The sequence below is a fragment of the Pseudomonas sp. PvP009 genome (genome assembly GCF_017832995.1).
GTDB classification, from domain to species: Bacteria; Pseudomonadota; Gammaproteobacteria; order Pseudomonadales; family Pseudomonadaceae; genus Aquipseudomonas; species Aquipseudomonas syringae.
Genome location: NZ_JAFIBG010000001.1, coordinates 1,128,687 through 1,154,409, shown reverse-complemented (window position 1 = coordinate 1,154,409; position 25,723 = coordinate 1,128,687). Strand labels below are relative to the sequence as shown.

18 protein-coding genes, 1 tRNA gene and 1 riboswitch are annotated in these 25,723 nt (G+C 60.6%); of the genes, 16 read left to right on the top strand and 3 right to left on the bottom strand.

Features of this window, described 5'->3' with window-relative positions; genetic code table 11:
• Positions 1–304 precede the first annotated feature (304 nt).
• The 4 genes from JOE29_RS05100 (at position 305) to JOE29_RS05085 (ending at position 4,351) form a co-directional block, all read left to right on the top strand.
• Positions 305–1,288, top strand: coding sequence for a tripartite tricarboxylate transporter substrate binding protein (locus tag JOE29_RS05100; RefSeq protein ID WP_170963816.1), 984 nt, complete (start codon positions 305–307; stop codon positions 1,286–1,288).
• A gap of 61 nt (positions 1,289–1,349) precedes the next feature.
• Complete coding sequence (locus JOE29_RS05095; RefSeq protein ID WP_003425277.1) at positions 1,350–1,808, top strand: tripartite tricarboxylate transporter TctB family protein; 459 nt, start codon at positions 1,350–1,352, stop codon at positions 1,806–1,808.
• 1 nt (position 1,809) lies between these two features.
• Positions 1,810–3,324 (top strand): tripartite tricarboxylate transporter permease, encoded by a 1,515-nt coding sequence (locus JOE29_RS05090; RefSeq protein ID WP_010414611.1) that lies wholly within the window; start codon positions 1,810–1,812, stop codon positions 3,322–3,324.
• A complete protein-coding gene (locus JOE29_RS05085) occupies positions 3,317–4,351 on the top strand; it encodes an AbrB family transcriptional regulator (protein WP_096134544.1) in 1,035 nt (344 codons plus the stop codon). Before JOE29_RS05090 ends, JOE29_RS05085 begins: the two co-directional genes overlap by 8 nt.
• Positions 4,352–4,375: 24 nt before the next feature.
• Here JOE29_RS05085 and ung read toward each other — a convergent pair whose 3' ends face one another.
• Positions 4,376–5,068, bottom strand: coding sequence for a uracil-DNA glycosylase (gene ung / locus JOE29_RS05080; RefSeq protein ID WP_003425266.1), 693 nt, complete (start codon positions 5,066–5,068; stop codon positions 4,376–4,378).
• Positions 5,069–5,276: 208 nt separating this feature from the next.
• Positions 5,277–5,645 (bottom strand): hypothetical protein, encoded by a 369-nt coding sequence (locus JOE29_RS05075; RefSeq protein ID WP_210079998.1) that lies wholly within the window; start codon positions 5,643–5,645, stop codon positions 5,277–5,279.
• Positions 5,646–6,123: 478 nt separating this feature from the next.
• A riboswitch (guanidine-I (ykkC/yxkD leader) is annotated at positions 6,124–6,226 on the top strand.
• 63 nt (positions 6,227–6,289) lie between these two features.
• Here JOE29_RS05075 and JOE29_RS05070 point away from each other — a divergent pair.
• From JOE29_RS05070 to JOE29_RS05015, 12 genes are all read left to right on the top strand, one after another.
• Positions 6,290–7,357 (top strand): putative urea ABC transporter substrate-binding protein, encoded by a 1,068-nt coding sequence (locus JOE29_RS05070; protein ID WP_210078914.1) that lies wholly within the window; start codon positions 6,290–6,292, stop codon positions 7,355–7,357.
• Between the two features lie 27 nt (positions 7,358–7,384).
• The gene (locus tag JOE29_RS05065; protein ID WP_074951812.1) at positions 7,385–8,200 is read left to right on the top strand and encodes an ABC transporter permease; all 816 of its coding nucleotides are present in this window, start codon (positions 7,385–7,387) and stop codon (positions 8,198–8,200) included.
• Positions 8,197–8,979: an ABC transporter ATP-binding protein gene (locus JOE29_RS05060; protein WP_058446261.1), complete on the top strand. Its 783-nt coding sequence runs from the start codon at positions 8,197–8,199 to the stop codon at positions 8,977–8,979. The genes JOE29_RS05065 and JOE29_RS05060 overlap by 4 nt, the downstream gene beginning before the upstream one ends.
• Positions 8,976–9,701: an urea amidolyase associated protein UAAP1 gene (locus tag JOE29_RS05055; protein ID WP_010414581.1), complete on the top strand. Its 726-nt coding sequence runs from the start codon at positions 8,976–8,978 to the stop codon at positions 9,699–9,701. The genes JOE29_RS05060 and JOE29_RS05055 overlap by 4 nt, the downstream gene beginning before the upstream one ends.
• Positions 9,702–9,712: 11 nt before the next feature.
• Positions 9,713–10,330 carry an urea amidolyase associated protein UAAP2 gene (locus tag JOE29_RS05050; protein ID WP_003395856.1) on the top strand — a complete coding sequence of 206 codons (618 nt, stop codon included), beginning with the start codon at positions 9,713–9,715 and terminating at the stop codon, positions 10,328–10,330.
• 109 nt (positions 10,331–10,439) lie between these two features.
• The gene (locus tag JOE29_RS05045; RefSeq protein ID WP_210078912.1) at positions 10,440–14,978 is read left to right on the top strand and encodes a 5-oxoprolinase/urea amidolyase family protein; all 4,539 of its coding nucleotides are present in this window, start codon (positions 10,440–10,442) and stop codon (positions 14,976–14,978) included.
• A gap of 35 nt (positions 14,979–15,013) precedes the next feature.
• Complete coding sequence (gene atzF, locus JOE29_RS05040; RefSeq protein WP_103694532.1) at positions 15,014–16,828, top strand: allophanate hydrolase; 1,815 nt, start codon at positions 15,014–15,016, stop codon at positions 16,826–16,828.
• A 129-nt stretch (positions 16,829–16,957) separates the two neighbouring features.
• A complete protein-coding gene (locus tag JOE29_RS05035; RefSeq protein ID WP_210078901.1) occupies positions 16,958–20,293 on the top strand; it encodes a DUF6543 domain-containing protein in 3,336 nt (1,111 codons plus the stop codon).
• 41 nt (positions 20,294–20,334) lie between these two features.
• Complete coding sequence (locus tag JOE29_RS05030; protein ID WP_024648702.1) at positions 20,335–20,571, top strand: cysteine-rich CWC family protein; 237 nt, start codon at positions 20,335–20,337, stop codon at positions 20,569–20,571.
• A 35-nt stretch (positions 20,572–20,606) separates the two neighbouring features.
• Positions 20,607–21,299: a pseudouridine synthase gene (locus JOE29_RS05025; RefSeq protein WP_010424107.1), complete on the top strand. Its 693-nt coding sequence runs from the start codon at positions 20,607–20,609 to the stop codon at positions 21,297–21,299.
• 126 nt (positions 21,300–21,425) lie between these two features.
• Complete coding sequence (locus JOE29_RS05020; protein WP_046237516.1) at positions 21,426–22,307, top strand: alpha/beta hydrolase; 882 nt, start codon at positions 21,426–21,428, stop codon at positions 22,305–22,307.
• 158 nt (positions 22,308–22,465) lie between these two features.
• Positions 22,466–22,539: transfer RNA gene (locus JOE29_RS05015), tRNA-Gly, on the top strand.
• Positions 22,540–22,900: 361 nt separating this feature from the next.
• On the opposite strand, the gene JOE29_RS05010 is transcribed toward JOE29_RS05015, so the two are convergent.
• The gene (locus JOE29_RS05010; protein ID WP_210078899.1) at positions 22,901–25,258 is read right to left on the bottom strand and encodes a DUF4214 domain-containing protein; all 2,358 of its coding nucleotides are present in this window, start codon (positions 25,256–25,258) and stop codon (positions 22,901–22,903) included.
• Positions 25,259–25,723 lie beyond the last annotated feature (465 nt).

Genomic DNA, 25,723 nt, shown 5'->3' with positions numbered 1-25,723 from the left:
TTAGCATCGCGAAACGACCCGATAAAAGGGTACGTAAAAAACAGGCGCCCGGATGCGTCTGAACAATAAAAACAATAAATTGTTAAACGGAGTCACGTCATGTCTACGCCCGTCCAGGCTTGCCAGCCCATGGAGCACCTCCCGTCGAGGAATGCTCTGCGCGCCCCTCCCGCCACCCGCCGCAAAACAACACTTCAGCGCAAACGCCAGTACCTGTGAAACAGCGCACAGGCTTCGCCGTGTGCGCGACAAAAGCGCCTGGCGAACAGCTTCTCTCTGCCAAAAACAACAATATCCCTGGAGACTGAACATGAAATTTTCCCTGCGTCACGTAGCCGCCACCGCTGGGTGCATGCTGATTGCCAGCCAGTTGCTTGCCGAACCCAAACGTCCGGAATGCATCGCCCCTGCCTCGCCAGGTGGCGGGTTCGACCTGACCTGCAAACTGGTACAGAGCGCGCTGATCAACGAGAAGATTCTGACCTCGCCGATGCGCGTCACCTACATGCCAGGCGGTGTCGGCGCGGTGGCCTACAACGCCGTCGTCGCGCAGCGCCCCGCCGATGCCGGCACACTGGTCGCGTGGTCCAGCGGTTCGCTGCTCAATCTGGCGCAGGGCAAATTCGGTCGTTTCGATGAGAACGCAGTGCGCTGGCTCGCCGCCGTGGGCACCAGCTATGGCGCCATCGCCGTGAAGAGCGACTCGCCCTACAAGAATCTCGACGATCTGGTCCAGGCGCTGAAAGCCGATCCCAGCAAAGTCGTGATCGGCTCAGGCGGCACCGTGGGCAGCCAGGACTGGATGCAGACCGCGCTGATCGCCAAGGCCGCAGGCATCAACCCGCGCGCACTGCGCTACGTGGCACTCGAAGGCGGCGGTGAAATCGCCACCGCGTTGCTTGGCGGCCACATCCAGGTGGGCAGTACCGATATTTCCGACTCCATGCCGCACATTCTGAGCGGCGATATGCGCCTGCTCGCGGTGTTCGCCGAAAAGCGTATCGACGAACCTGAAATGAAAGACATCCCCACCGCCAAGGAACAGGGCTACGACATCGTCTGGCCAGTGGTGCGTGGCTTCTACCTCGGGCCGAAGGTCAGCGACGAAGATTACAACTGGTGGAAAGCCTCGTTCGACAAGATCCTGGCCTCCGAGGACTTCGCCAAACTGCGCGACCAGCGCGAGCTGTTCCCGTTCGCCATGACCGGCGCGGAACTGGACACCTACGTCAAGAAGCAGGTCGCCGACTACAAGTTGATGGCCAAGGAATTCGGCCTGATTCAGTGATTGAACTCAATTGACTGACATTCAGTTGCGTCCGCCAACGGGCGCGGCTCAGGAGCTTCTCATGGTCATACAACGCATCTTCGCTGGCCTGCTGTTACTGGCATGCGCAGGCCTGGCCCTCATGGCCTGGCCTTATCAGGCACCTTTTTCCTATGAACCGGTCGGACCGCGCGCCTTCCCGCTGCTGATGCTCGGTCTGATGGGCGTCGCCCTGCTGTACCTGCTGATCAGACCCACGCCCATCGTGCATACCGAGGAAGACCCGGAGCTGGACCGTGAGACCCTGATCAAGATCGGCGTATGCATCGTCCTGCTGCTGATATTCGCGGGGCTGTTCGAACCGCTGGGCTTCATCCTCAGCAGCATTCTGATCGGCATCCCCATGGCCCGCCTGTATGGCGGCCGCTGGCTGCCGAGCGTGGTGGTGGTGATTCTGATGAGCGTCGGCCTGTACCTGCTGTTCGACAAGGCCATGGACGTCCCCTTGCCTTTAGGCCTGCTCAGCGTTCTGGAGAATTAAAATGGATACTTTCGGTTATCTGGGCCAGGGCTTCGGTGTCGCCCTGACGCCTTACAACCTGATCACGGCGCTGTGCGGAACACTGATCGGTACTGTCGTCGGCCTGCTGCCGGGGCTTGGACCGATCAACGGTGTAGCGCTGCTGATCCCTATCGCCTTCGCGCTGGGCCTGCCGCCCGAGTCGGCGCTGATCTTGCTGGCCGCCGTGTACCTGGGCTGCGAATACGGCGGACGTATCAGCTCGATCCTGCTGAACATTCCGGGTGAAGCGTCCACTGTGATGACCACCCTGGACGGTTACCCGATGGCACGTCAGGGCCTGGCCGGGGTTGCACTGTCGCTGTCGGCATGGAGTTCGTTCATCGGCGCGTTCATCGCCACCTGCGGCATGGTGCTGTTCGCCCCCCTGCTCGCCAAATGGGCGATTGCCTTTGGTCCGGCGGAATACTTCGTGCTGATGGTGTTCGCGATCGTCTGTCTGGGCGGGATGGCCGGTGACCGGCCGCTGAAGACGTTCATTGCCGCGCTGATCGGGCTGTTCCTGTCTGCGGTCGGTATCGACGCCAACAGCGGGGTGTACCGTTTCACGGGCGACAACATTCACCTCACCGATGGCATTCAGTTCGTGGTGCTGGTGCTGGGCCTGTTCTCGATCAGCGAAATCCTCTTGCTCCTGGAGAAGACCCATCGTGGCCAGGAGGCCGTCAAGGCCACCGGGCGCATGATGTTCAACGTCAAGGAAGCCGCTTCGGTGTTCGTGGTGAACATTCGCTGCGGTCTGCTGGGGTTCATCCTTGGCGTATTGCCTGGTGCCGGTGCGACGCTGGCCAGCGCGGTCGCTTACATGACGGAAAAACGCATCGCCGGCGCTAGCGGCAAGTTCGGCCAAGGCGACATGCGTGGCCTGGCCGCACCCGAGACAGCCATCGGCGCGACAGCCTGTGGCGCACTGGTGCCAATGCTCACACTCGGCGTGCCGGGTTCAGGCACCACGGCGGTGATGATCGGCGCGTTGTCGCTGTACAACATCACGCCCGGCCCGATGTTGTTTCAACAGCAACCGGATATCGTCTGGGGCCTGATCGCGTCGTTGTTCATCGCCAACATCATGCTGGTGATCCTCAACATCCCGATGATTCGCATCTTCACGCGCATCCTCGCCGTGCCGAACTGGGCGCTGGTCCCGGTGATTGCGATCATCACCGGCATCGGTGTGTATGCGGTGCACGCCACCACCTTCGACCTGTTCCTGATGGTCGGCATCGGTATCTTCGGTTACATCCTGCGCAAGCTGGACTTCCCGCTGTCGCCGATCCTGCTCGGGTTCATCCTGGGGGGCCTGATGGAGCAAAACCTGCGTCGTGCCCTGTCGATCTCCAACGGCGAACTGGGGATCCTCTGGTCCAGCCCGATCACCCTCGGGGTCTGGGTGGTGACCGTGTTCATGCTGCTGTTCCCGCTGCTGCGCATCTGGCGCAAGCGCGCCAAACAGAAGGCCGCTGCGGCACATGGCTGATTCGTCTCTGCGCCAATGGTGGGCAACGCCACTGATCGGCCTGCTAGGCGGCTACCTCGCCAGCCAGGTCGGCTGGCCGTTGCCATGGATGGTGGGCTCGTTGCTGGCAATCATCCTGGTGCGCTGCCTGACACCCTGGCAGCTGGCGCAGATTCCCGGCGGGCGCAAATGCGGTCAGCTGATCATCGGGATCGGCATCGGCCTGCACTTCACCCCGGTGGTCATTGAACAGGTACTGGCGCATTTCGGGCTGATTTTCATCGGTGCCCTGGTCACCAGCCTGTCGTGTCTGGTCGGCGTGTGGCTGATGCTGCGTACCGGCGAGGATCGCCCTACGGCGTTCTTCTCCAGCATGCCGGGCGGTTCCGGGGAGATGGTCAACCTCGGCGCTCGCAACGGTGCAACGCTGAGCAGTGTCGCGGCCGCACAAAGTCTGCGGGTACTCGCCGTGGTGCTGTGCGTGCCAGCGATCTTCAAATACCTATTGGGTGATGGCGCACCAGCCTTGCATGCCAGCGTCGTGGACTGGCGCTGGCTGGCCGTTCTGCTGCCGCTCGGGGCTGCGCTGGCCTGGCTGTGGCAACGCCTCAAGCAGCCCAATCCCTGGCTGTTCGGCCCGCTGCTGCTCAGTGCCGTGGCGAGCGTGGTCTGGGATCTGAAAATCGGCCTGCCCAACGGTGCCAGCCAGCTTGGCCAGTTGCTGATTGGCAGCGGGCTGGGTTGTCATTTCAATCGGGAGTTCTTTCGGCGTGCGCCATCGTTCCTGGCGCGCACGCTGCTGGGCACTGCGCTGACCATGCTGATCGCCGCACTGGCGGCACTGGTGCTGAGCGCCCTCACCCACCTGGACCTGCGTTCGCTGACGCTGGGCATGATGCCCGGCGGCATCGCAGAAATGAGCCTGACCGCCGAAGTGCTGCAACTGTCGGTGCCGCTGGTCACGGCCATGCAGGTCATGCGCCTGCTGTTCGTGCTGTTTCTCGCCGAGCCGCTATACCGACGCTGGAACAAACGGCTCGCTGACTGAACAGGTCGCTGGAATCCTCGCAAATCAAAGCGCTGGCAAGCGCCAGTCGATCGGCGCAATGCCGTTTTGCTCAAGGTACTTGTTGGCCCGGCCGAAATGCCCGTTGCCCAAAAAGCCTTTGTAGGCTGACAACGGCGACGGATGGACGGAGGTCAGCACCAGATGCTTGGTCGCATCGACCAGTTTCTGCTTGCTCTGCGCATGAGCGCCCCACAGCAGGAACACCAGATGCGGCTGGTGCTCGCTGACCACTTGAATGATCCGGTCCGTGAAGTGCTGCCAGCCTTTTCCTGCATGGGAAGCAGCGTTGGCGCGCTCGACAGTGAGCGTGGTGTTGAGCAACAGCACGCCCTGATCAGCCCAGGATTGCAGGCAACCGTGGTTCGGAATATCGATGTTCAGGTCGCGTTTCAGCTCTTTGTAGATGTTGACCAGCGATGGCGGCGTCGGCACTCCCGGCTGCACCGAGAAGCACAGGCCATGCGCCTGATTCGGACCGTGATAAGGGTCCTGGCCAAGGATGACCACTTTCACGTTATCCAGCGGCGTGGAGTTCAACGCGTTGAAGATCAGTGGCCCGGGCGGATAGATTTCCTTGCCCGCCGCGTGCTCCTGTCGCAGAAACTCGCGCAATTGAGCCATGTAGGGTTGTTCGAATTCGTCACGCAGGGCTTCTTTCCAGCTCGGCTCAAGCTTGATGCGGTCGTCGCTAGTCATGGTTACATCCGGTAAAAACAATGCGCGGACACTAGGAAAGCCGGACAGCAAAGTCAATGCCGGTTGCGCCATGCGCCTTCAAGATCGGACGCAGAGCGTCCAGAAAAGTGTGCCGACGCGGAGCGTCGGCACGATAGTCAGTTTGCAACAGTCAGTTCGCAGCTGTCAGTTCACAGGGTTGGGAGGATAGCGAGCGCGCATATTTCAGCTATCGATGCCCACCACGACCATCGCCGCGCCCGCCTCGTCCATGATCACGGCCATCCCGTCCGCCACGCCCACCGTGGTCGTCCCAGCCACGGCTACCTCGATCGCCGCGGAAGCCGTCGTTGCGGCCGAAGCCACCATTGCCGCGAAAGCCGTCATTGCGGCCGAAACCGTCGTTTCTCCAGCCATAACCCGGCGGACGTCCCGGCTGGTAATAGCGCGGCGGGGGCGGTGGCGCGTAATAACGGGGTGCCGGGGAGTAATAGCGCGGTTGAGGCGCCACATAGATGCGTCGCTCCTGATAGTAGGTAGAGCGGTAGCCATTGTCATACGCGTAGGCACCGCCAACGACAGTCGGCTGCGTGTACACATCGGATTCGTAGTAACCGGGACCTGCGTAGCAACCAGAAAGGAAAAGGGTCAGCAACGTGATAAGCAAGGGTCTTCGATACATGGCGGCCTCCTGGACCGCGATTGGGCCAAACCAGCGACGCTGGTCGGCGTCCGTCAAAGCGGTTGGCGGACGAATTATCTGACACCGAAAAGGCCTTCTAGTGCCTTGGGGCTGCATCGACGCCTCAATACAAATGATCGCCAGCAGATGCGCAAAGGCTCTGCAACCAAGGCCTGCAGGCCTGTTTCGGCTTTCTACAAACATGCTACAAAACATTTCATCTACCTTTGCCTCATCACGGTGCGTTCTCGCACCAGCACAAGGCAGTTCCTGCGGCAGCTGACCGTCGACGACTCGGCCAGGCCTTGAAAAACAAGGCGCAGCACGAGTTGGCACAACTCTCGCTTGATGAGCGATGTGCAGGAGTCAACACAGGTTCGCGGCACCACAATTTGCAATAGCCGACTAGGGTTCCGGCTTGCCGCCAGGCAAGTGGCTGGTCCGAGAGTTGGCGACCTCCAGTAGAGGTTACACGGCGGGACAAAAGCCCGGGAGACAGGGACACCAGTGGTGTCACGTTGCTCCTGGCCGCCTTTTTTCACTACTGGAGATTTCTCAACATGCAAAAGTCTCGTCTCTTCGGTCTGCTGACGGCAGGCCTGTTTGCTGCGTTGAGCCTCTCGGCGAATGCCGCCCAGAAAGATCACTTCAACGTCTGCTGGACCATCTACGCAGGCTGGATGCCGTGGGAATACGCAGGTAGCCAGGGCATCGTCGACAAGTGGGCGAAAAAGTACGGCATCAAGATCGATGTCACTCAGCTCAATGACTACGTCGAATCCATCAATCAGTACACCGCCGGCCAGTTCGATGGCTGCACCATGACCAACATGGACGCCCTGACCATCCCGGCCGCAGGTGGCGTGGAAAGCACGGCACTGATCGTCAGCGACTTCTCCAATGGCAATGACGGCATCGTGCTCAAGGGCGAAGGCAAGAAAGTCGCCGATCTGAAAGGCATGGACGTCAATCTGGTCGAACTGTCGGTGTCTCACTACCTGCTGGCCCGAGCGCTGGACAGCGTCAAGCTCAGTGAAAAAGACCTCAAGGTGGTCAACACCTCGGATGCCGATATCTCGGCAGCCTTCAATACCGACGATGTACAGGCCGTCACCACCTGGAACCCGATGCTCTCGGACATCAAGGCCAAGCCCGGCGTGACCGAAGTGTTCAACTCCAGCCAGATCCCCGGCGAGATCATGGACATGATGGTCGTCAACACCCAGACCCTGAAAGACAACCCGGCCCTGGGCAAAGCCCTGACCGGCGCCTGGTTTGAAGTGGTCGCGCTGATGAATGCCAAAAATGCTCAGGCCAAGGCTGCGCTGGAACACATGGCCAAGGCATCGGGCACCGATCTGGCCGGCTTCCAGGCGCAACTGGACACCACCAAGCTGTTTGCCACGCCCAAGGAAGCCCTTGAGTTCGCGACCGGCAAACAACTGCCGGATACACAGCGCAAGGTGGCTGACTTCTCGTTCGCTCACGGTTTGCTCGGCGAAGGCGCACGCGACGCCGATGCGGTCGGCATGTCGTTCGCCAATGGCGTGACGCTCGGCGACAAGGGCAATCTCAAGCTGCACTTTGACCCCAGCTACGTGCAGATGGCCGCCGACGGCAAGCTGTAAGTCACGCTCAGTAGAAAGGTCATTGCCATGCGTTTGATAAACCGCCATCCGGATCGTGCCGGTCGCCTGATACTGGTGATCCTGCCGTTCGCCCTGTTGCTGTTCGCCTATTTCATGGGCTCGGCGACCCGGCTTGCGGAAAACCCCAGCGACAAACTACTGCCCAGCGCGGTACAGATGGCCGATGCGGTCAAGCGCATGGCGTTCGTTGCCGATCCGCGCAGCGGTGACTACCTGCTGTGGCAGGACAGCGCCTCGAGCCTGAAACGCCTGGCCATCGGCCTGGGGATCAGCGCGCTGCTGGGCCTGGGTCTGGGCATCGCAGCGGGCATCCTGCCGTTGTGCGGCGCACCGCTGTCGCCCTTGCTGACGGTGCTGTCGATGGTGCCGCCGCTGGCCATCCTGCCCATTCTGTTCATCGTGTTCGGTCTGGGCGAGTTATCGAAGGTGATGCTGATCGTGATCGGTATCACGCCGATTCTGGCCCGTGATCTGGAACAGCGCGCCCGTGAAATTCCGGTCGAACTGCTGATCAAGGCGCAAACCCTCGGTGCCTCGACCTGGACACTGATCCTGCGGTTGATCCTGCCGCAATTGCTGCCACGCCTGTTGATCGCGCTGCGCCTGGTGCTGGGTTCGGCGTGGCTGTTCCTGATCGCCGCCGAGGCGATTGCTTCGACTGACGGCCTGGGCTACCGGATCTTCCTGGTGCGGCGCTATCTGGCGATGGACGTGATTCTGCCCTATGTGGTGTGGATCACCCTGCTCGCCTGGCTGATGGACTGGGGCCTGAAAGCTCTGACCCGACGCGCCTTTCCCTGGTACGAAGGAGCGCGAGCATGAGCTTTATCAGTGTGCGCAATGTCTGGCAGCAATACGCCGATCAGGTGGTGCTCGAGGGCCTCAACCTGGATGTGGCCGAAGGCGAGTTCTGCACGCTGGTCGGCGCGTCGGGCTGCGGCAAGTCGACCTTTCTGCGCCTGTTGCTGGGCCAGGAATCCGCCAGTCGCGGCGTGATCACGCTGGACGGCACGTCCCTACGCAATGAGCCGGATGCCAGCCGTGGCGTGGTGTTTCAGCGCTATTCGGTGTTCCCGCACCTGTCGGTGCTCGACAACGTGGCGCTGGGTCTGGAGCTGCCCCGCTCGCCCTGGCTCGGCCGTCTGTTCGGCCAGGCCAAAAGCGAGGCGCGCGAGAACGCCGCACAGTTGCTCGGCAAGGTCGGCCTGGGGCATGCGCTGGACAAGTACCCGACGCAATTGTCCGGCGGCATGCAGCAGCGTCTGGCGATCGCCCAGGCGCTGATCATGAAACCGCGCGTCCTGCTGCTGGACGAGCCGTTCGGCGCGCTCGACCCGGGCATCCGCAAGGACATGCACCACCTGCTGCTGGACCTGTGGCGCGAAACGAAACTGACCGTGTTCATGGTCACCCACGACCTGTCCGAAGGTTTCAACCTCGGCACCCGCCTGCTGGTTTTCGACAAGGTACGCCACGACCCGCACGCCCCCGGCGCCTACGGCGCGCGCATCACTTACGACATCCCCCTCAACAGCGAACGCCGCGCCGAACGCGCCGCCATCGATTCGCTGCTCAACGTTTCAGAGGAGCCCGTTCAATGACTGACTCAACCACGCTGTACCCGGTTTTCGCCGAAGAGATGCTGCCCGGTGGCGGCCATCGTTCGTTCATCCTCAAGCGCGGCGAACTGCTGCGCCTGACCGACCTGCACGGCAACGCCAACGTCAGCCTGACCCTGCTCAACGCCCACGAAAAAACCGAACGGCTGAACCTGCCTGACAGCCTCAAATGCCAGCACACCGCTCGTCTGAGCAACGGTCATTGCCTGTATTCGGACATGGGCCGCGTACTGGCGGCCATCGTCACTGACACCTGCGGCTGGAGCGACAGCATCGGCGGCGTGCTCAATGCTCAGGAAGTCGCTGAAAAATACGGCCAGGGCCGTTATCAGGAATTGCGCAACGGCTTCTTTCGCAATGGCGTCGACAACCTGCTGGTCGAGCTGGGCAAATGGGGGCTGGGGCTGTCCGACCTGCTGATGACCCTCAACCTGTTCAGCCGTGTCGATGTCGACGAGGCAGGAACCCTGCACTTCGCGCCGAATAATTCCAAAGCCGGTGACTACATCGAACTCTACGCACCGATGGACACGCTGGTGGTGCTGACCGCGCTGCAACACCCGATGGACCCCAACCCCGAATACACCCCACAACCGCTGAAACTCAGCTGGATGAAAGCCGACGCAAGCGTCGCCGAGCACTGCCGCACCTCGCGTCCGGAAAACGAGCGCGGCTTCATCAATACCGACCGCCTGTTCGCCTGAGGAGCCTTGTCATGAACTCACCCACCCACCTTTGCTGCGACGCGACCATCCCGGCCGGCGAGCCGTTTCTGGCCGAGGTCAAGGCCGGGCAGACCGTGCGCATCCTCGATCTGCAAGGCAATCAGGCCGTCGACACACTGTTTTTCAGTCTGAGCAACCCGCGTGAACGCTACGACGTGCAGCGCACCCTGCGCCGTCAGAACAGCGTGTACCTGACCACCGGCAGCGTGCTGTTTTCCAACCTCGGCCAGCCGATGCTGACCATTGTCGATGACACCTGCGGTCGCCACGACACGCTCGGTGGCGCATGCGCGCAAGAGAGCAACACCGTGCGCTATGCCCTGGAAAAGCGCTACATGCACAGCTGCCGTGACAACTACCTGCGCGCCTGCATGCATGACGGTCGCCTGAGTAAGGCCGACATCGGCCCGAACATCAACTTCTTCATGAACGTACCCGTGACAGCCGAAGGCGGCCTGACCTTCGAAGACGGTATTTCCGCACCCGGCAAATACGTCGAGCTGCGCGCTGAAATGGACGTGATCGTGCTGATTTCCAACTGTCCGCAGCTCAACAACCCCTGCAACGGCTACAACCCGACGCCTGCGCAGTTATTGATTCGCGACTGACCCGGCACCTGCCCTCAGCAACGGACGACCGTTGCGTAGATTGATCAATAGCGGGACGGCCCGCTTCCCATCACGAAACCGAGCGCGACTGGGTTTCCGGGGTTATGCCATGTTCGACAAACTGCTGATCGCCAACCGTGGCGCCATTGCCTGCCGCATCCTGCGGACCCTGCGCACCTTGCAGGTCAAGGGCGTGGCGGTGTATTCCGAAGCCGACGCTGCCAGCCTGCACCTGATGCAGGCCGACGAAGCCCACAGCCTGGGCGAAGGTGGCGCAGCCGGAACGTATCTGGCGGTGGACAAGATCATCGCCATCGCCAAAGCCAGCGGCGCCAAAGCCATTCATCCCGGTTACGGGTTTCTCTCCGAAAACGCTGCGTTCGCTCAGGCCTGCGAAGACGCCGGTATCGCCTTCGTCGGCCCGACGCCCGAGCAATTGCGCGTATTCGGCCTCAAACACACCGCCCGAGCGCTGGCCAGGCAGCATGGCGTGCCCATGCTCAAGGGCACTGAACTGCTCGACAGCCTGGAGTCAGCCATCGCGGCAGCCCGCACCATCGGCTACCCGGTGATGCTCAAGAGCACGGCGGGCGGTGGTGGCATCGGCATGCGTGTGTGTCGCAGCGCCGAAGAGCTGGCCGACTCGTTCGAGGCGGTAAAGCGCCTCGGTCAGAACAATTTCAGTGACGCGGGTGTATTCATCGAGAAATACATCCAGCGCGCCCGCCACCTGGAAGTGCAGGTGTTCGGCGACGGTCAGGGAGAAGTGCTGGCGCTCGGCGTACGCGACTGCTCGGTACAGCGGCGCAATCAGAAAGTGCTGGAAGAAACCCCGGCCCCGAACCTGCCGCACGGCATGGCTGAAGAGCTGTGCGCAGCGGCTGTCAAACTCGCCAGGGCAGTCGATTACCGCAGCGCCGGGACGGTCGAGTTCGTCTTCGACAGTGAAGATCAGCGCTTCTATTTTCTGGAAGTGAACACACGCTTGCAGGTCGAGCACGGCGTCACCGAGCAGGTGTGGGGCGTGGATCTGGTCAGCTGGATGGTGCAACTGGCCGCCGGTGATCTGCCGCCGCTGGATCAGTTGCAGGCCGGCCTGAAACCGGTTGGCCACGCCATTCAGGCGCGGCTCTACGCGGAAGATCCGGGCCGTGACTTTCAGCCCTGCCCTGGCCTGCTGACTGCGGCTGATTTCCCGCCTGCGGATGGCCGGTCGCTGCGCATCGACACCTGGGTCGAGGCCGGTTGTGAGATACCGCCGTACTTCGACCCGATGATCGCCAAGCTGATCAGTTGGGCACCGACCCGCGAGGACGCCAGCGCCGGGCTGATCGACGCGCTGAACGAAACGCGCCTGTACGGTGTGGAAACCAATCGCGACTACCTGCGCCAGATCATTGTCGACGCGCCGTTCGCCAGTGGCCAGCCGTGGACCCGCTGTCTGGAAGATCTGGTGTATCACGCTGACACCTTCGAAGTGCTGAGCGGCGGCACACAGACCAGCGTTCAGGATTATCCGGGACGACTGGGCTACTGGGCGGTCGGTGTACCGCCATCCGGGCCGATGGACAGCCGCGCGTTGCGCCAGGGCAACGGCCTGCTGGGCAACCCTGAAGGATGCGCCGCGCTGGAAATAACCATGAGCGGGCCGCTACTGCGCTTCAACACCGATGCGGTGGTCGCAGTGACCGGTGCACACATCCCGATCACCCTCAATGGCCAAGCCTGTGCGATGAACACCGCGCTATTCGTGAGCGCCGGTTCGACGTTGTCGCTGGGCACCATCGCAGGTGCCGGTGTGCGAAGCTATCTGTGCGTGCGCGGCGGGCTCGACGTGCCGGATTATCTGGGCAGCAAAAGTACCTTTACCCTCGGCCAGTTCGGCGGTCATGGCGGTCGCGCGCTGCGCGCCGGCGATGTGCTGCACATCGTGCCCCTGGTGGAGCGCAGTGCGGGGCAGCGGATTGCCGATGAGGCACTTGAAGCGCTGACAGACGTGCGCCGGATGAGGGTCATTTACGGCCCGCATGCCGCCCCGGAATACTTTACTGAAGCGTACATCGAGAGGTTTTTCGCGACCGACTGGGAAGTGCATTTCAACTCCAGCCGCACCGGCGTTCGCCTGATCGGCCCCAAACCCGAATGGGTGCGTGCCGATGGCGGCGAGGCGGGGTTGCACCCGTCCAACATCCACGACAACCCGTATGCGATCGGCGCGGTGGATTTCACCGGCGACATGCCGGTAATCCTCGGGCCGGACGGACCCAGCCTGGGCGGATTCGTCTGCCCGGTGACCATCATCGAAGCGGACCTGTGGCAGCTGGGGCAATTGAAGGCTGGCGACAGAGTCCGATTCACCCCGGTGAGCGTCGAGGCGTGTCATGCAGAACGATGTGGAAGCGCGCTTGCTAGCGAAGGCTATATTCCTGACGCAGAAAATCCATCGGCTGCAACGCCCTCTTCGCGAGCAAGCTCGCTCCCACAAGGCAACGCAAACTTCCGTAGGAGCGAACTTGTTCGCGAAGGCTATATTCCTGACGCAGAAAATCCATCGACTGCAACACCCTCTTCGCGGACAAGTCCGCTCCTACAGGGCACCGCAAACTCCCGTGGGAGCGAACTTGTTCGCGAAGGCTATAGTCCTGACGCAGAAAACCCATCGACTGTACCGCCCTCTTCGCGAGCAAGCTCGCTCCCACAAGGCACCGCAAACTTCCATAGGAGCGAACTTGTTCGCGAAGGCTATATTCCTGACGCAGAAAATCCATCGACCGCAACGCCCTCTTCGCGAGCAAGCTCGCTCCCACAAAGCACCGTAAACTTCCGTGGGAGCGAACTTGTTCGCGAAAGCTATATTCCTGACGCAGAAAATCCATCGACTGCGACGCCCTCTTCTCGAGCAAGCCAGATCCCACAAAGCACCGCAAATTTCCGTGGGAGCGAGCTTGCTCGCGAAGGCCATATTCCTGACGCAGAAAATCCATCGGCTGCAACGCCCTCTTCGCGAGCAAGCTCGCTCCCACAAGGCACCGCAAACTTCCGTAGGAGCGAACTTGTTCGCGAAGTCTATAGTCCTGACGCAGAAAATCCATCGACTGCGACGCCCTCTTCTCGAGCAAGCCAGATCCCACAAAGCACCGCAAATTTCCGTGGGAGCGAGCTTGCTCGCGAAGGCCATATTCCTGACGCAGAAAATCCATCGGCTGCAACGCCCTCTTCGCGAGCAAGCTCGCTCCCGCAAGGCACCGCAAACTTCCGTAGGAGCGAACTTGTTCGCGAAAGCTATAGTCCTGACGCAGAAAATCCATCGACTGTAGAGGACTCTTCGCGGACAAGTCCGCTCCTACAGGGCACCGCAAACTCCCGTGACAGCGAAGTTGTCCGTATAGAGGATCTTCCCTCCCCGGTCATCCTCGACATCGGTCAGGACGATAAACGCCTGGTTGCGCGTCTGTCCGGGGATACCCATCTGCTGCTGGAAATCGGTGCGCCGGAGCTGGATCTGGTGCTGCGTCTGCGCGGCCATGCCTTGATGCTTGCGCTGGAGGCCAAGGCGCTGGCGGGGGTGATTGATCTGACGCCGGGCATTCGCTCTCTGCAAGTCCACTACCGCCCCGAGCAACTGCCGCTTTGGCAACTGCTCGACATCGTCGCCGGAGAATGGGACGCCGTGTGCGCCGCGAAAGACCTGCAAGTGGCCTCGCGCATCGTCCATCTGCCGCTGTCCTGGGATGACCCGGCCTGCCAGCTGGCCATCGAAAAGTACATGACCACAGTACGCAAGGACGCGCCCTGGTGCCCGAGCAACCTGGAGTTCATCCGCCGTATCAATGACCTGCCCAACCTCGACGAAGTCCAGCGCACGGTGTTCGACGCCAGCTATCTGGTCATGGGGCTGGGCGACGTGTACCTCGGCGCACCGGTGGCCACGCCGCTGGACCCGCGCCATCGGCTGGTCACCACCAAGTACAACCCGGCGCGCACCTGGACCGCCGAAAACTCGGTGGGCATCGGCGGCGCGTACATGTGCGTGTACGGCATGGAAGGCCCCGGCGGGTACCAGTTCGTCGGCCGCACGTTGCAGATGTGGAATCGCTATCGCGACGTCGCTGCCTTCGAGGGTAAACCATGGCTGTTGCGCTTCTTCGATCAGATCCGTTTCTACCCGGTCAGCGCCGACGAACTGGTGCGTATCCGCCGCGACTTCCCGCTGGGTCGCTTCGCCCTGAACATCGAACACAGCACCCTGAATCTGGCTGATTACCAAGCCTTCCTGAGCCGCGAAGCCGAAGGCATTGAGGCGTTCCGCGCCCAGCAAAACGCCGCTTTCAACGCAGAGCGCGAACGCTGGATCGCCAACGGGCAGGCCGATTTCCAGAGCGATGAAGGCGTGACGCCAAACACCGAAGAACAGCCTCTGCAACCCGGTCAGCAAGGCGTCGACAGCCACATCGCCGGCAATCTCTGGCAAGTCCAGGTACAACCGGGCGACCACGTGGAAGCAGGCGATGTGCTGGTGATTCTGGAGTCCATGAAAATGGAAATCCCCCTGCTCGCCCCGATCGCCGGCGTGGTGCAGGACGTCAGGGTGCAACCCGGCTCGGCAGTACGCGCAGGGCAACGGGTGGTGGTGCTGAGCGCAGACTGAATCGACCCACTTTTCACTTCCAAGGGAATCCCGTCATGAACGACATAGCACTGCCCAATGACCTGCGTCTGGACACCGTACGCGCGCTCTACCAGTCCAGCAAAATATCGCCGCGCCAGCTGATCCTGGCGCTGCGCGAAAAAGCCGCAAGGCTGAACAGCGATTATCACCTGTTCATCCACCTGCTCAGCCCGGCTGAACTCGAGCCTTATCTGGCTGCACTGGATGCTCGTGATCCCAAAGACCTGCCGCTGTTCGGCATCCCCTTCGCGATCAAGGACAATATTGATTTGGCGGCCATTCCAACCACCGCGGCCTGTCCGGACTACGCCTACACACCCGAGCACTCGGCAAGCGTCGTCGCGCACCTGATCGCGCTGGGTGCCGTGCCCATGGGCAAGACCAATCTGGACCAGTTCGCCACAGGTTTGAACGGCAGCCGCTCGCCCTATGGCGCCTGCCCCAACAGCGTGTTGAACGAGTACCCGTCAGGCGGTTCGAGCGCCGGCTCGTCGCTGGCCGTGGCATTGGGCGTCAGCAGCTTCTCGCTGGGCACCGACACGGCGGGCTCGGGCAGGGTGCCCGCGGCACTGAATAACCTGGTGGGAATGAAAGCCAGCAAGGGACTGATTTCCACGGCGGGCGTGGTGCCCGCATGCCGAACGCAGGATTGCGTCTCGACCTTCACCGCCACGGCGCGGGAAGCCAGCGAGCTATTGGCACTGATCGCCGCATTTGATCCGCGCGATGAGTACAGCCGTCGCAACCCTTTGTGGAACGACGCCTCGGCTTTCGGCACACCTCGCCCGTTTCGCTTCGGTGTACCCCGTGCGGAGGACCTGCAGTTCTTCGGCTGTACCGAGGGGCCGAGACTGTTCAACGCAGCTATCGACCACCTTGCAGCGCTGGGTGGCGAAGCGGTCACAGTGGACTTGTCACCGTTTCTCGAAGCGGCGCGGTTGTTGTACGAGGGGCCGTGGGTGGCCGAACGCTACAGCGTCGCCGGACAGTTAATGGAAGAACGTCCTGACGCGGTATTGCCGGTAATCCGCGACGTGCTGGCCAAGGCTCCCCAGGTCAGCGGGGTCGATACGTTTCGCGCGCAGTACCGTTTGCAAGCACTCAAGGCGACGTGCGATCGGGCACTTGAAGGCCTGGAATGCATGGTGACGCCAAGCATCGGCCGCCCGGTGACATCGGCAGAGCTGGCGGCCGAGCCGGTGTTGCGTAACTCGGAGCTGGGTTACTACACGAATTTCGTCAACCTGCTCGACTACGCCGCCGTCGCCGTGCCCAGTGCCTTCATGGGCAACGGTCTGCCGTGGGGCGTGACGCTGTTCGGACGCGCATTCACCGATCAGTACCTGCTCAGTCTGGCCGACGCCTTGCAACGGCAAACCGCCCTGCCCTTGATTGGCGGCGAAGCACCTCGGCTGCCTGTACCGCAAACCACTGCGCGCAACGATAGGGCGCGGTTGGTGGTCTGCGGTGCTCACTTGGACGGACTGGCATTGAACTGGCAGCTCAGGCAACGAGGGGCACGCCTGCTGGAAACCACGCAAAGCTCGGCCGACTATCGGCTGTATGCGCTGGCCGGTGGTCCGCCCTTCCGGCCTGGCATGGTGCGGGTGACCGAACACGGCGTCGCCATCGACGTGGAGGTCTGGGAGCTGCCAAGTATCGAGTTGGGGTCGTTCCTGACCGGCATTCCAGCACCGCTCGGGCTGGGCAAGGTGCAATTGGCCGACGGCCGCTGGGAGACCGGTTTCATCTGCGAAGCCTATGGTCTGGAGGGCGCCCGCGACATCAGCCATCTCGGCGGCTGGCGTGCGCACGTGCAACCGCAGTGAGCGCAAGGCGGCATGCTCGGGCGTGCCGTCTCACTCTTTCAGCGCGACGGGAAGTTGCAATACATAGTTATGACCTTCCCCATCTCGCTTGCCGAAATAATGGGCATCCATTCATTTCGACCGCACGTCATGCCCCCCATCTGGAGTCCGCTTCGTCAGGACACGCTGTTTCACCCGTCCTCTTTACTGCTGGAGCAAACCAGCGTTCTGCGTCCCGAGCACAGCAGTAGCAGGCACGACACGCTGAACGCATCAATGCCGTTCATCCTGCCGGACGGCTTTTCAGTGCCCGAACCAACACCGTTGCCTGCGGTGACCGAAGAAAGCGAGCCGAAAGACGCCGCGCCACACATCGAGCGTCAACTCAGAGCCATGCGTAACAGCGCAGGTTTCCGGCTGATTGCCGACTCGACGTTACTCCTCCAAGCCTGCCAACTGGACATGGACTTTCCGCCGACGCGACAGGATTATGTTCGCCAGCAACTGACCACGCTGCTCACGCAGACGAGCGACAAGGCACTCGACCCGGACGCCCTGCAGATCACGTTCAGCAACGATGACCGACCTGCCGTGGACGACAATGGACACGAGCATTACAGCGTCAGCCTGTCGCTGACCGATGTGGCGCTGGCCAGCTTCGAGCCTGCGCACTTCCAGGCGCTGTCGCGTAGCACCCTCGCCGATAGTTCACTGTGCGAAGACACGCCTGCGCTGACAACCGCGCGGATGTTCAAGCTGATTGGCGAGCTGCCGCTCAAACGCAATTACAACGCCGTACTGCAGACATTCAGGACCCGGCACGAGGCAGCCTGGCGCACCTTGTCGCGGCTGGCGTTCCTTGACAACCTGGCTCGGCAGCTCAACCACAGACACATCAGTCGGGACGGTTATTGGTTGACGCTGGACGCCTTGGGGCTGGACCGGTTTCCCGCCGCCACCGACACGCTGAGCATGAGCGGACGAGGTGAAAAATCCGAAGTCCGAGCCCTGATGCTGAATGGCAAACAGGTGCCGGAGATATTTCAGATCAGCTCGAAAACCACGTCGCATTGTTTCATTCACATTCTGGGTGCCAAGGGTAACGTCATCGAATACATCAGCGATGATCCACGCCAGATGAGCAGGCGGCTGTTGGCGGCCATGAACGCCTCAGGGCTCTACGGCCAGGTATTTCTTTCGCTTGAGCAGCATGCCGGCATCGTTGTCGAGGCGTCGCTGATCGAAGGCGACCTGTTCACCGCAGTGACCCAGGCTTCGTTCGCCGGGCTTCTTGCCGACAGCCACGCGCGCAGCACGCTCGACCTGCTCAGGCCCGTCGCTCGTGGCCTGGCGCTGGCAGGTGCCGCAGACCTGTGGCAGACACAGCCGAGCATTCTGGAACAGATCCCGGTTGCGTCGAAAATGGCCGGGCAAGTCATGGCGAGCTATTTACAGGAAAACCACACGCTGACGATCAACCCCGAGCATGTGTTCATCGCTTATCGACCCGGCTATTCGAGCACCCCCCTGGGCAACCCCCGGTTGCCGCCTACGTCTGTTCACACGCCCGACCCAAGGCCAATCAGCCTGAGCGAGGCGCTTATAAGCAATTACCGAGTCGATCATCCGGCTGGCTACATCGATCACGGCGGCAGCACCGTGGTGTTCTTCGACCCCACCGGGCAGGGCGACAGTGAGCAGGGTCAGGTGCTTGATATCAGCCCGCAGGCGCTCGAGGACTACATCAGAGCCTTCGACTTTCTGACCTGGATGACTCAACGCATCCACGACTTCTGGGATCAGCAGCGAACCACCATACAACAGGCATTCAGAACCACCTTCATCAACCAGGCACTGATCAGCCTGAAGCGCGGCAGCCTCACGCGCGGCACCTTCGATCTGCTCGTGGACACCCTCGCGCACCCTGCTCCTCATAACTGGCGGTCACTCGGTTTTTTCGTTCAGGGCGCGTTGATCGACGCCATGCAACAGCAGTACACCGGCCTGCTGGTACTTGAGCAGCCGGGCTCACCGAACGTGCTTTATCAGGCGGGCCATGCCGATGCGTTCATCGAGTTTGCAGACGACACGGCGCTGAAGCTGCATCTGAGCCGGGCAACGGCCAGTCCGGAGTGGCGTGAGACGGTCATGCGTTATGTTCCGCGCCGTCATCACCAGCGCCTGGACTACCTGCTCAAATTATGGGGCGGGACACAGGCGCCCAACCCGCCCGTTTCCATCCTTCGCCCCTGGATCGATGCACTCTACAACCCGGACACGCGCCAGGCCATGAACCACTCGTTGTGTGAGAAAAGGCTGGAAGACACGCCATTCGCTTTTCTGCACCGACTGCTCAAGCAGAACGCGCTGGATGACGCAGAAGATCAGATCGTCACATCAACACAGGTAACACTGGCGGACTGGACCGACCGGCTTCAGCAATTACAGCGGCTCCTGGTGCCGATGTCCTTGTTGCTGACACCTGCGCTCGTTGCCTCCCTGGCCACGGAGATTGGCATCACCTCGCTGGCCATTGCCGCAACGCATCTGCCAGGCAGCCGTTACGCAGAGAAAAACCAGGCGCTGCTGGCCACGCTAACGCTGGGCTTGCTGCAACTGGCTCCGCACACACCAAGGATGCTGCGCTCACTGAGCCGAATCGTAAAACCTGCCGTGAGCAGTTCCCAAACCGTAGCGATTACACTCGACCGGGCGTTCGGCACCCGGCCGTTGCGCAGACAATTTGTCACCCCGCGCCAGACCCGGCTGGAGAAATTCTTTCACACCGACGCCCTGCTCAAACGCTGGACAGTCAGCACTGCCGTCTCGTCAAACCTGTTGCAGGTCCATGCCTGGAAGCTGGGTAAAAGGTTCCTTCTATGGACGTCCGACAGGGGTCAGGCGCGCACTCTGGTGGTCAGCAGCCATGGGTACTACACACCGTGGTCCCGGACGGTGAAGATCCCCAATGGCACCGAGATTCGCACCTACGCGCCGCATGGCTACGAACTGGTGGACCCGAAGCTGCATCGGGTCGTCAACAAGAACGCCCGGCCATTCGCACTTTCCAATACGGCGGTGCATAGCGTGATGCAGCCCACGCCGCTTGAACCTCTACTTCTCACCGACAAGCTGATAGCAGGCACTTCGCTGCCCGGCAGACTGAAGAACTACAGCCTGTCCAAGTTTCAGACAACGACCAGCGAGAGCTATGACGAGATCGCAAGCGTGGTGGGCAACTCGCGGGCGTCGCCCTTGCGCGGCTGGTTGCCGCCGACGCCGATGGATGTTCTGACAGTGCGCAACCGCTTCGGCATGCCCCCACCATCGTTGGCCGACCTGTTCGAAAGCCTGTCCATGCAAGGCATCCATTACGACAGAATATTGCTCGTGCACTGCCGGTGTGCGGCGATATCGGCGCTGATGAACCGCTCACCCGTCTATCATGCCCCGACAGCGAGCTCGGTGATTGCTAATATGGCCTGAACCAGACACCCCGATCATCCAGCACGGCGCTTACTCTCGACATGACAACGGCCTCCCCTGACACCGCGCTGTGCCCCTTGTGCGGCTTCAGCAACCAATGCAGCCTGGCCGATCCGCGCACCGTGGACCGGCCCTGCTGGTGCTTTTCGCAAAGCATCGACCCGGCATTGCTGGCAGCCCTGCCGGATAACCTTCGCGACAAGGCGTGTCTGTGCCCGCGCTGCGCCGGGATCGAAGATGCAGCGCCAGGTCCCCAGGCACGCCGGGCCACAGAGTAAGATGCGCGCCCCTTCCTCCGCTCGCCGTTATCGCCATGCGCCTTGATCGTTTCCTCAGCAACCTGCCACGCTTCAATCGTCAGCAAGTGCGCCTGGCACTGGCCAGCGGACGCGTGCAGGTAGACGGCCAGGCAACCCGCGACCCGCACCACGAAGTACGCGAATTCAGTTGTGTGGCGCTCGACGAAGAGATCCTCCAGGCAGGCAAAGTCCCCCGCTACTTCATGCTGCACAAACCTGAAGGCTGCGTCAGCGCGACGAGCGATGCGCAGCATCCGACCGTGCTCGATTTGCTGGACGAGCCTGACAAGCACGAACTGCACATCGCCGGACGGCTGGACTTCAACACCACCGGCCTGATGCTGATAACCAACGATGGTCAATGGTCGCGGCGCCTGACTCAGCCACAGACCAAAATGCCCAAGGTGTATTACGTCGAGACCGAGCAACCGATCGACGAACGCTACGCCGCGAAGTTTGCCGAAGGCCTGTATTTCGCATTCGAAAACCTCACCACACAACCGGCGCAATTGACCTTGTTGGGGCCGCAAAGTGCGCGCCTGAGCATTGTCGAAGGCCGCTATCATCAGGTGAAACGAATGTTCGGCCACTTCGACAACAAAGTGTTGCGCCTGCATCGGGAAACCATCGGCGCGCTGGCGCTGGACCCTGGCCTGCGCCCAGGCAGCTATCGCGCGCTGAACGCCGGCGAAATCGGCCTGTTTTGAACGTCATGGCCTCCTGGCAGACGCTGGTCGGATCGGCACAGGCCGTTGATCGACTATCGCATGTCTGTCACGAAACGCGGGCAATGTCATAGGCACGCATACCTGTCTACGCCAGGAGTGAAACCTATGTCGCCAGAAAAAGCAGTGCTCGACATACAAGGACAGTTTCGGGTTTATACCGAACTCTATCGCACCGATGCCGCCGCCAAGACCATCATTCTGGTCAACGGCTCATTGGCCACCACCGCTTCATTTACCCAGACCGTCCGCAACCTCTACCCGACCTTCAACGTGGTGCTTTACGACCAGCCCTATTCAGGCAAATCCAAACCGCACAACCTGCATGGCGCGCCACTGACCCGGGAAGAAGAAGGCCAGTTGCTGCTGGAACTGATCGATCACTTCAACGCCGAGCACGTGCTGTCGTTCTCGTGGGGCGGCGCGGCCACGCTGGTTGCTTTGGCGCATCGGCCGAAACGCATCGAAAGCGCAGTGATCAGCTCGTTCTCCCCAGTGATCAACGAGAAGATGCATGACTACCTGTGTCACGGCATCACGCACCTGGGCGCGCACAACCGTTATGACATGGGCCACTTGATCAACAACACCGTCGGCAAGCATCTGCCTACGTTGTTCAAACGCTTCAATTTCCGTCATATCAGCAGCCTGGATGCTCACGAATATGACCAGATGCATTACCACTTCAGCCAGGTCCTGGAGCTCGACCCGGACAATTACCTGACCGCAGGCAAGAACATCACCGTCCCCGTGCTGTTCATCAACGGAGCCCTGGACGAATACACCTGCGCAAACGACGCCGCCCACTTCTCCAGATACCTTCGCGACTGCAGCTTCAGCACCATCGACGCCACCGGCCACTTTCTGGACATGGAACACAAGGCCGCCTGCCGCGACTCGAAACAGGTGCTGATGAACTTCCTGCAACCGGGACAGGTGTCACGCGACGTCCATAACCGGGTTCAGGACTACCCGTCCCTGACCTTCTGAAAACCACACACGAAGCCGCCGTCAGTTACGGAGCATCGCCATCTGGCGGTTGGTTTTCAGGGTGAGTATCAGGAGGCAAAGCGCTGCGCAGTGAAATTAGCGCTTCAAATCAGGGCAGGGTTCTGGTACAAAGTCAGCCGCTCAGAGCAGCTATCAGAGCGGGTATAGTTTAGTGGTAAAACGAAAGCTTCCCAAGCTTTAGTTGAGGGTTCGATTCCCTCTACCCGCTCCATCTTCCAGCCAATGATCCCGGGCATGCCAAGCAATTTCGCCCTAGCGCCTAAGGCCATCAATACCTTCTCGCCGCCCCACCATCAGTTCTCCCGGAATCCCCAAAAATTTGATGCACCGTCGATTCCCTCGACACGGCGTCTTGTCTGACCCGCGTTTCCCCTTCGATCACTCAATAAACCCCTACCAGGATGTCTGAGTTTTGAAGCTCAACGATCGCCCGGACAGCGTCAGGGTACAACTCAATCGACGAAATCTCCTTCTCCAATGCCTCGCTCAGCTCGACGTGTTTAGAAACGGAGAGAGAAATCCCCAAGTGGTCTGCAACCCCGGCGAACGTAAGGTTTGCAGCCATCGCGAAGTCAAACCCAATCAGCATGCCCTACCAGGTGAATGAAGCCGGCATCGCCTTGAGTCAGTGCAGCAGACTCCGCGGAGTTGGCGATATTGAATGCGACCTGTCCACGGCTTGTGCCGCCGTCCAGCGAGTGGACCCAATAGGCAAGGCCGTTAGCGTCGCTGCCTCTGTCCAGGACATTGTGATACAGATGTTCGACAAAGGCTGTATTGCTGCTGCCATTGGGCAGGCTTTGGGAAAATTCGGCAGATTGCACAAAACCACCCGCAACCTGGGCACCGGTTGCGCCTGCGGCGCCATGAGACAGCCAGGACTTCAGGCCTTCAATATCGGGAGCACGATCCAGAATGGTATACAGACGACCAATGCTTGCCTGCGCAGAGTCGAGGACGAACAGTTCGCGATCTGCGAAATCGAGCACATTGAACCCACTCAGTTCGAATTTCGCCGCCGCTCCAGTGGAACGACTGACTGATAGCGTGTCGGTATCAAGCGCGCTGATCGTGTAGGCGGATGCAGCGCCGTTGAAAATAAAGGTGTCGATACCAGCGTTGCCCGCCAGATGCGAAACCGCATTGCTGTCCAGCCTGACTTCCTGCTCACTGATCTGATCATCCCCAGCCGTGCCGGTAGCCACGCCCTTGCCTATGACCATATCCAGATTGTTCCAGGCGTTATGAGCCACGATCCTGATGAACCCCGTCTCGCCTTCCGAGAGGTCACGGCTCTCGCGCGAATTCAGGAAGCCATCAGCGACCGCTGCTCGACTCCCACCCGCCTGCAGCAGCGTGCTCCAGGACGACACACCTGATTCTTCGCCTGTGCGATGCAATACGGTCTGATAGAGATCAAGGACAAAGTCCCGATCACCAAGCCCGCTGTAGCGCTGCATCCCTTCAATGGAATTCAGAAAGCCATCGCGAATCTCTGCATCCGAACTGCCGATCGCCTGCTGCGTCAGCCAGTTATTCAACCCCTGATAATCGGGCGTCCGACCGAACAGTGAATAAAGCCTGGCAATGTCAGCCTGATCCTCGGTGAGCGCGATGTGATGAAGATCGGTGCTAAAACTCAACGAAACAGTGGCGTCACTCTCGGCGTTGAAGGCGCCATAACGGCTGTGAAAAGCCATGAGCAGTTCGTCAAGACTGGCATTGCGGTCGCTGAAAGACAGCCTTTCGACGCTTGAAAGTGTGTCCACATCGGACGTTTGCGCATCATGAACGCTGAGGGTGGCATTCCTCACCAGCGCGGTATCGTACGTTGCAAAGTAGCGAGCACCTGCCTCGGTATACAAGGCGGTGTCGATGCCGTTGCCACCATTGAGCACGTCCGAGCCCGCCCCACCCATCAGCCAATCATTGCCATCGCCGCCTTGCAACTGGTCATTGCCCGCGTTTGCATTTAGAAAGTTGTCACTGGCGTTGCCTATCAGCGTATCTGCGCCTGCACCAGTTATGGCGTTCTCGATAACCGTACCGCGCGCGATTGCAATATTCGATAGACCGCCGTATAGGCTGGAAAAAGCTTCACTTCTCAGATCGACTGTCTGAGCGCCGACATAGGTGCTGACGTTGATCGTGTCGTTGCCGCCCGAATCATAGATCGTGGCCACCAGGCCGGGCACGAAGTCGGTTCCGGTGTTGATGGAAGTCTTGTTGAAACTGTAGGTATTGTCACCTGTGCGGGTAGCGGCGGTGCCGTACAGTGACTGGATGGCTACGATGTCCGCCAGCATGGGGGTAGCGACATAGCCGAAAGAGGCATTGGAATACGTATTCTCGTCCTGGCTGAAGTAGGACATCACCGAGTATTTCCAGCTGTCCTCTTGATAGAAGGCATTGTTGGGGAAGGTCGCGCTCCCGTTATAATTGCCCGCATGGCCCAACCCCAGCGCGTGGCCGATTTCATGAATGTAGGTTTGCTGATAATACAAACCGTATTTCACCCAATCGGAAGCGATGTTGACGCTGCTGTCCGAGATGATGCTGCCCGCATAATTGGAGTTGCTGTACGCACCGCTTTTTTGTTCGCTGAAATTGATCGCAGCGGCAGCGGTGGTTTCCACAAAGTTTAGGCCGCTGACATTGGTCCAGGTTTGCAGCGCATATCGAGCAACAACCTGAGCGCTTGCGCTCAAACTTGCCAGGTTGACAGTGAGCGACCCTCCGGCGTGCACGTCAAAATGGTGCTGGGAACCGCCATAGGCGTCGTGCCAATAGCCATCAGTAAGGTAGTTGGCTTGTTGGTCGAGCGTCAGGTGCCCAAGCGCCGCTTGGTTGGTGGCTGTCTGTTTAGCCGCACCCTGGCCAGTCGCTCCTTCGTCCCAAAGTTGGGTAAGTGCATCGCACATCGAACACATGTAGAAACTCCGGGGCAACGGATGCCTGGCCAAGTTAATTACGCAAGAATCGGGGACGGATAGGGAATGAGTTCAAGCCGCTGAGACGGGTTTGAAAGCTGGCTTCATGACCTTCACGCGCGTTTGCTCCGCCTTGATCTTGATGATCGTGTTGCTCTTCGAGAAGGTACGCCAGGACGCGGTCGAAGACCGTCAATCTCATTGCTGATGAGGTTGTCGGCATGCTTTCTTGCGACTTAAGGCGGTGTTTCCTGGAACCGATGAAATACAGCTGGAGGAGGCTGGAGTAAGCGTTCTGGCTGGGCAGGCGGGCAGGCCGCCCGCCGTTCGAGCGGAATCTACGTCCTTCTCATCACTGTCCCGGCTCGCTATCGCGTTCAATCGGGTCAAGACAAATTCACACATCCACCCGAACCACTGATCTCCGCTCAGCGAACGCTGCAGCAGTGCACACAATGGAGCGGT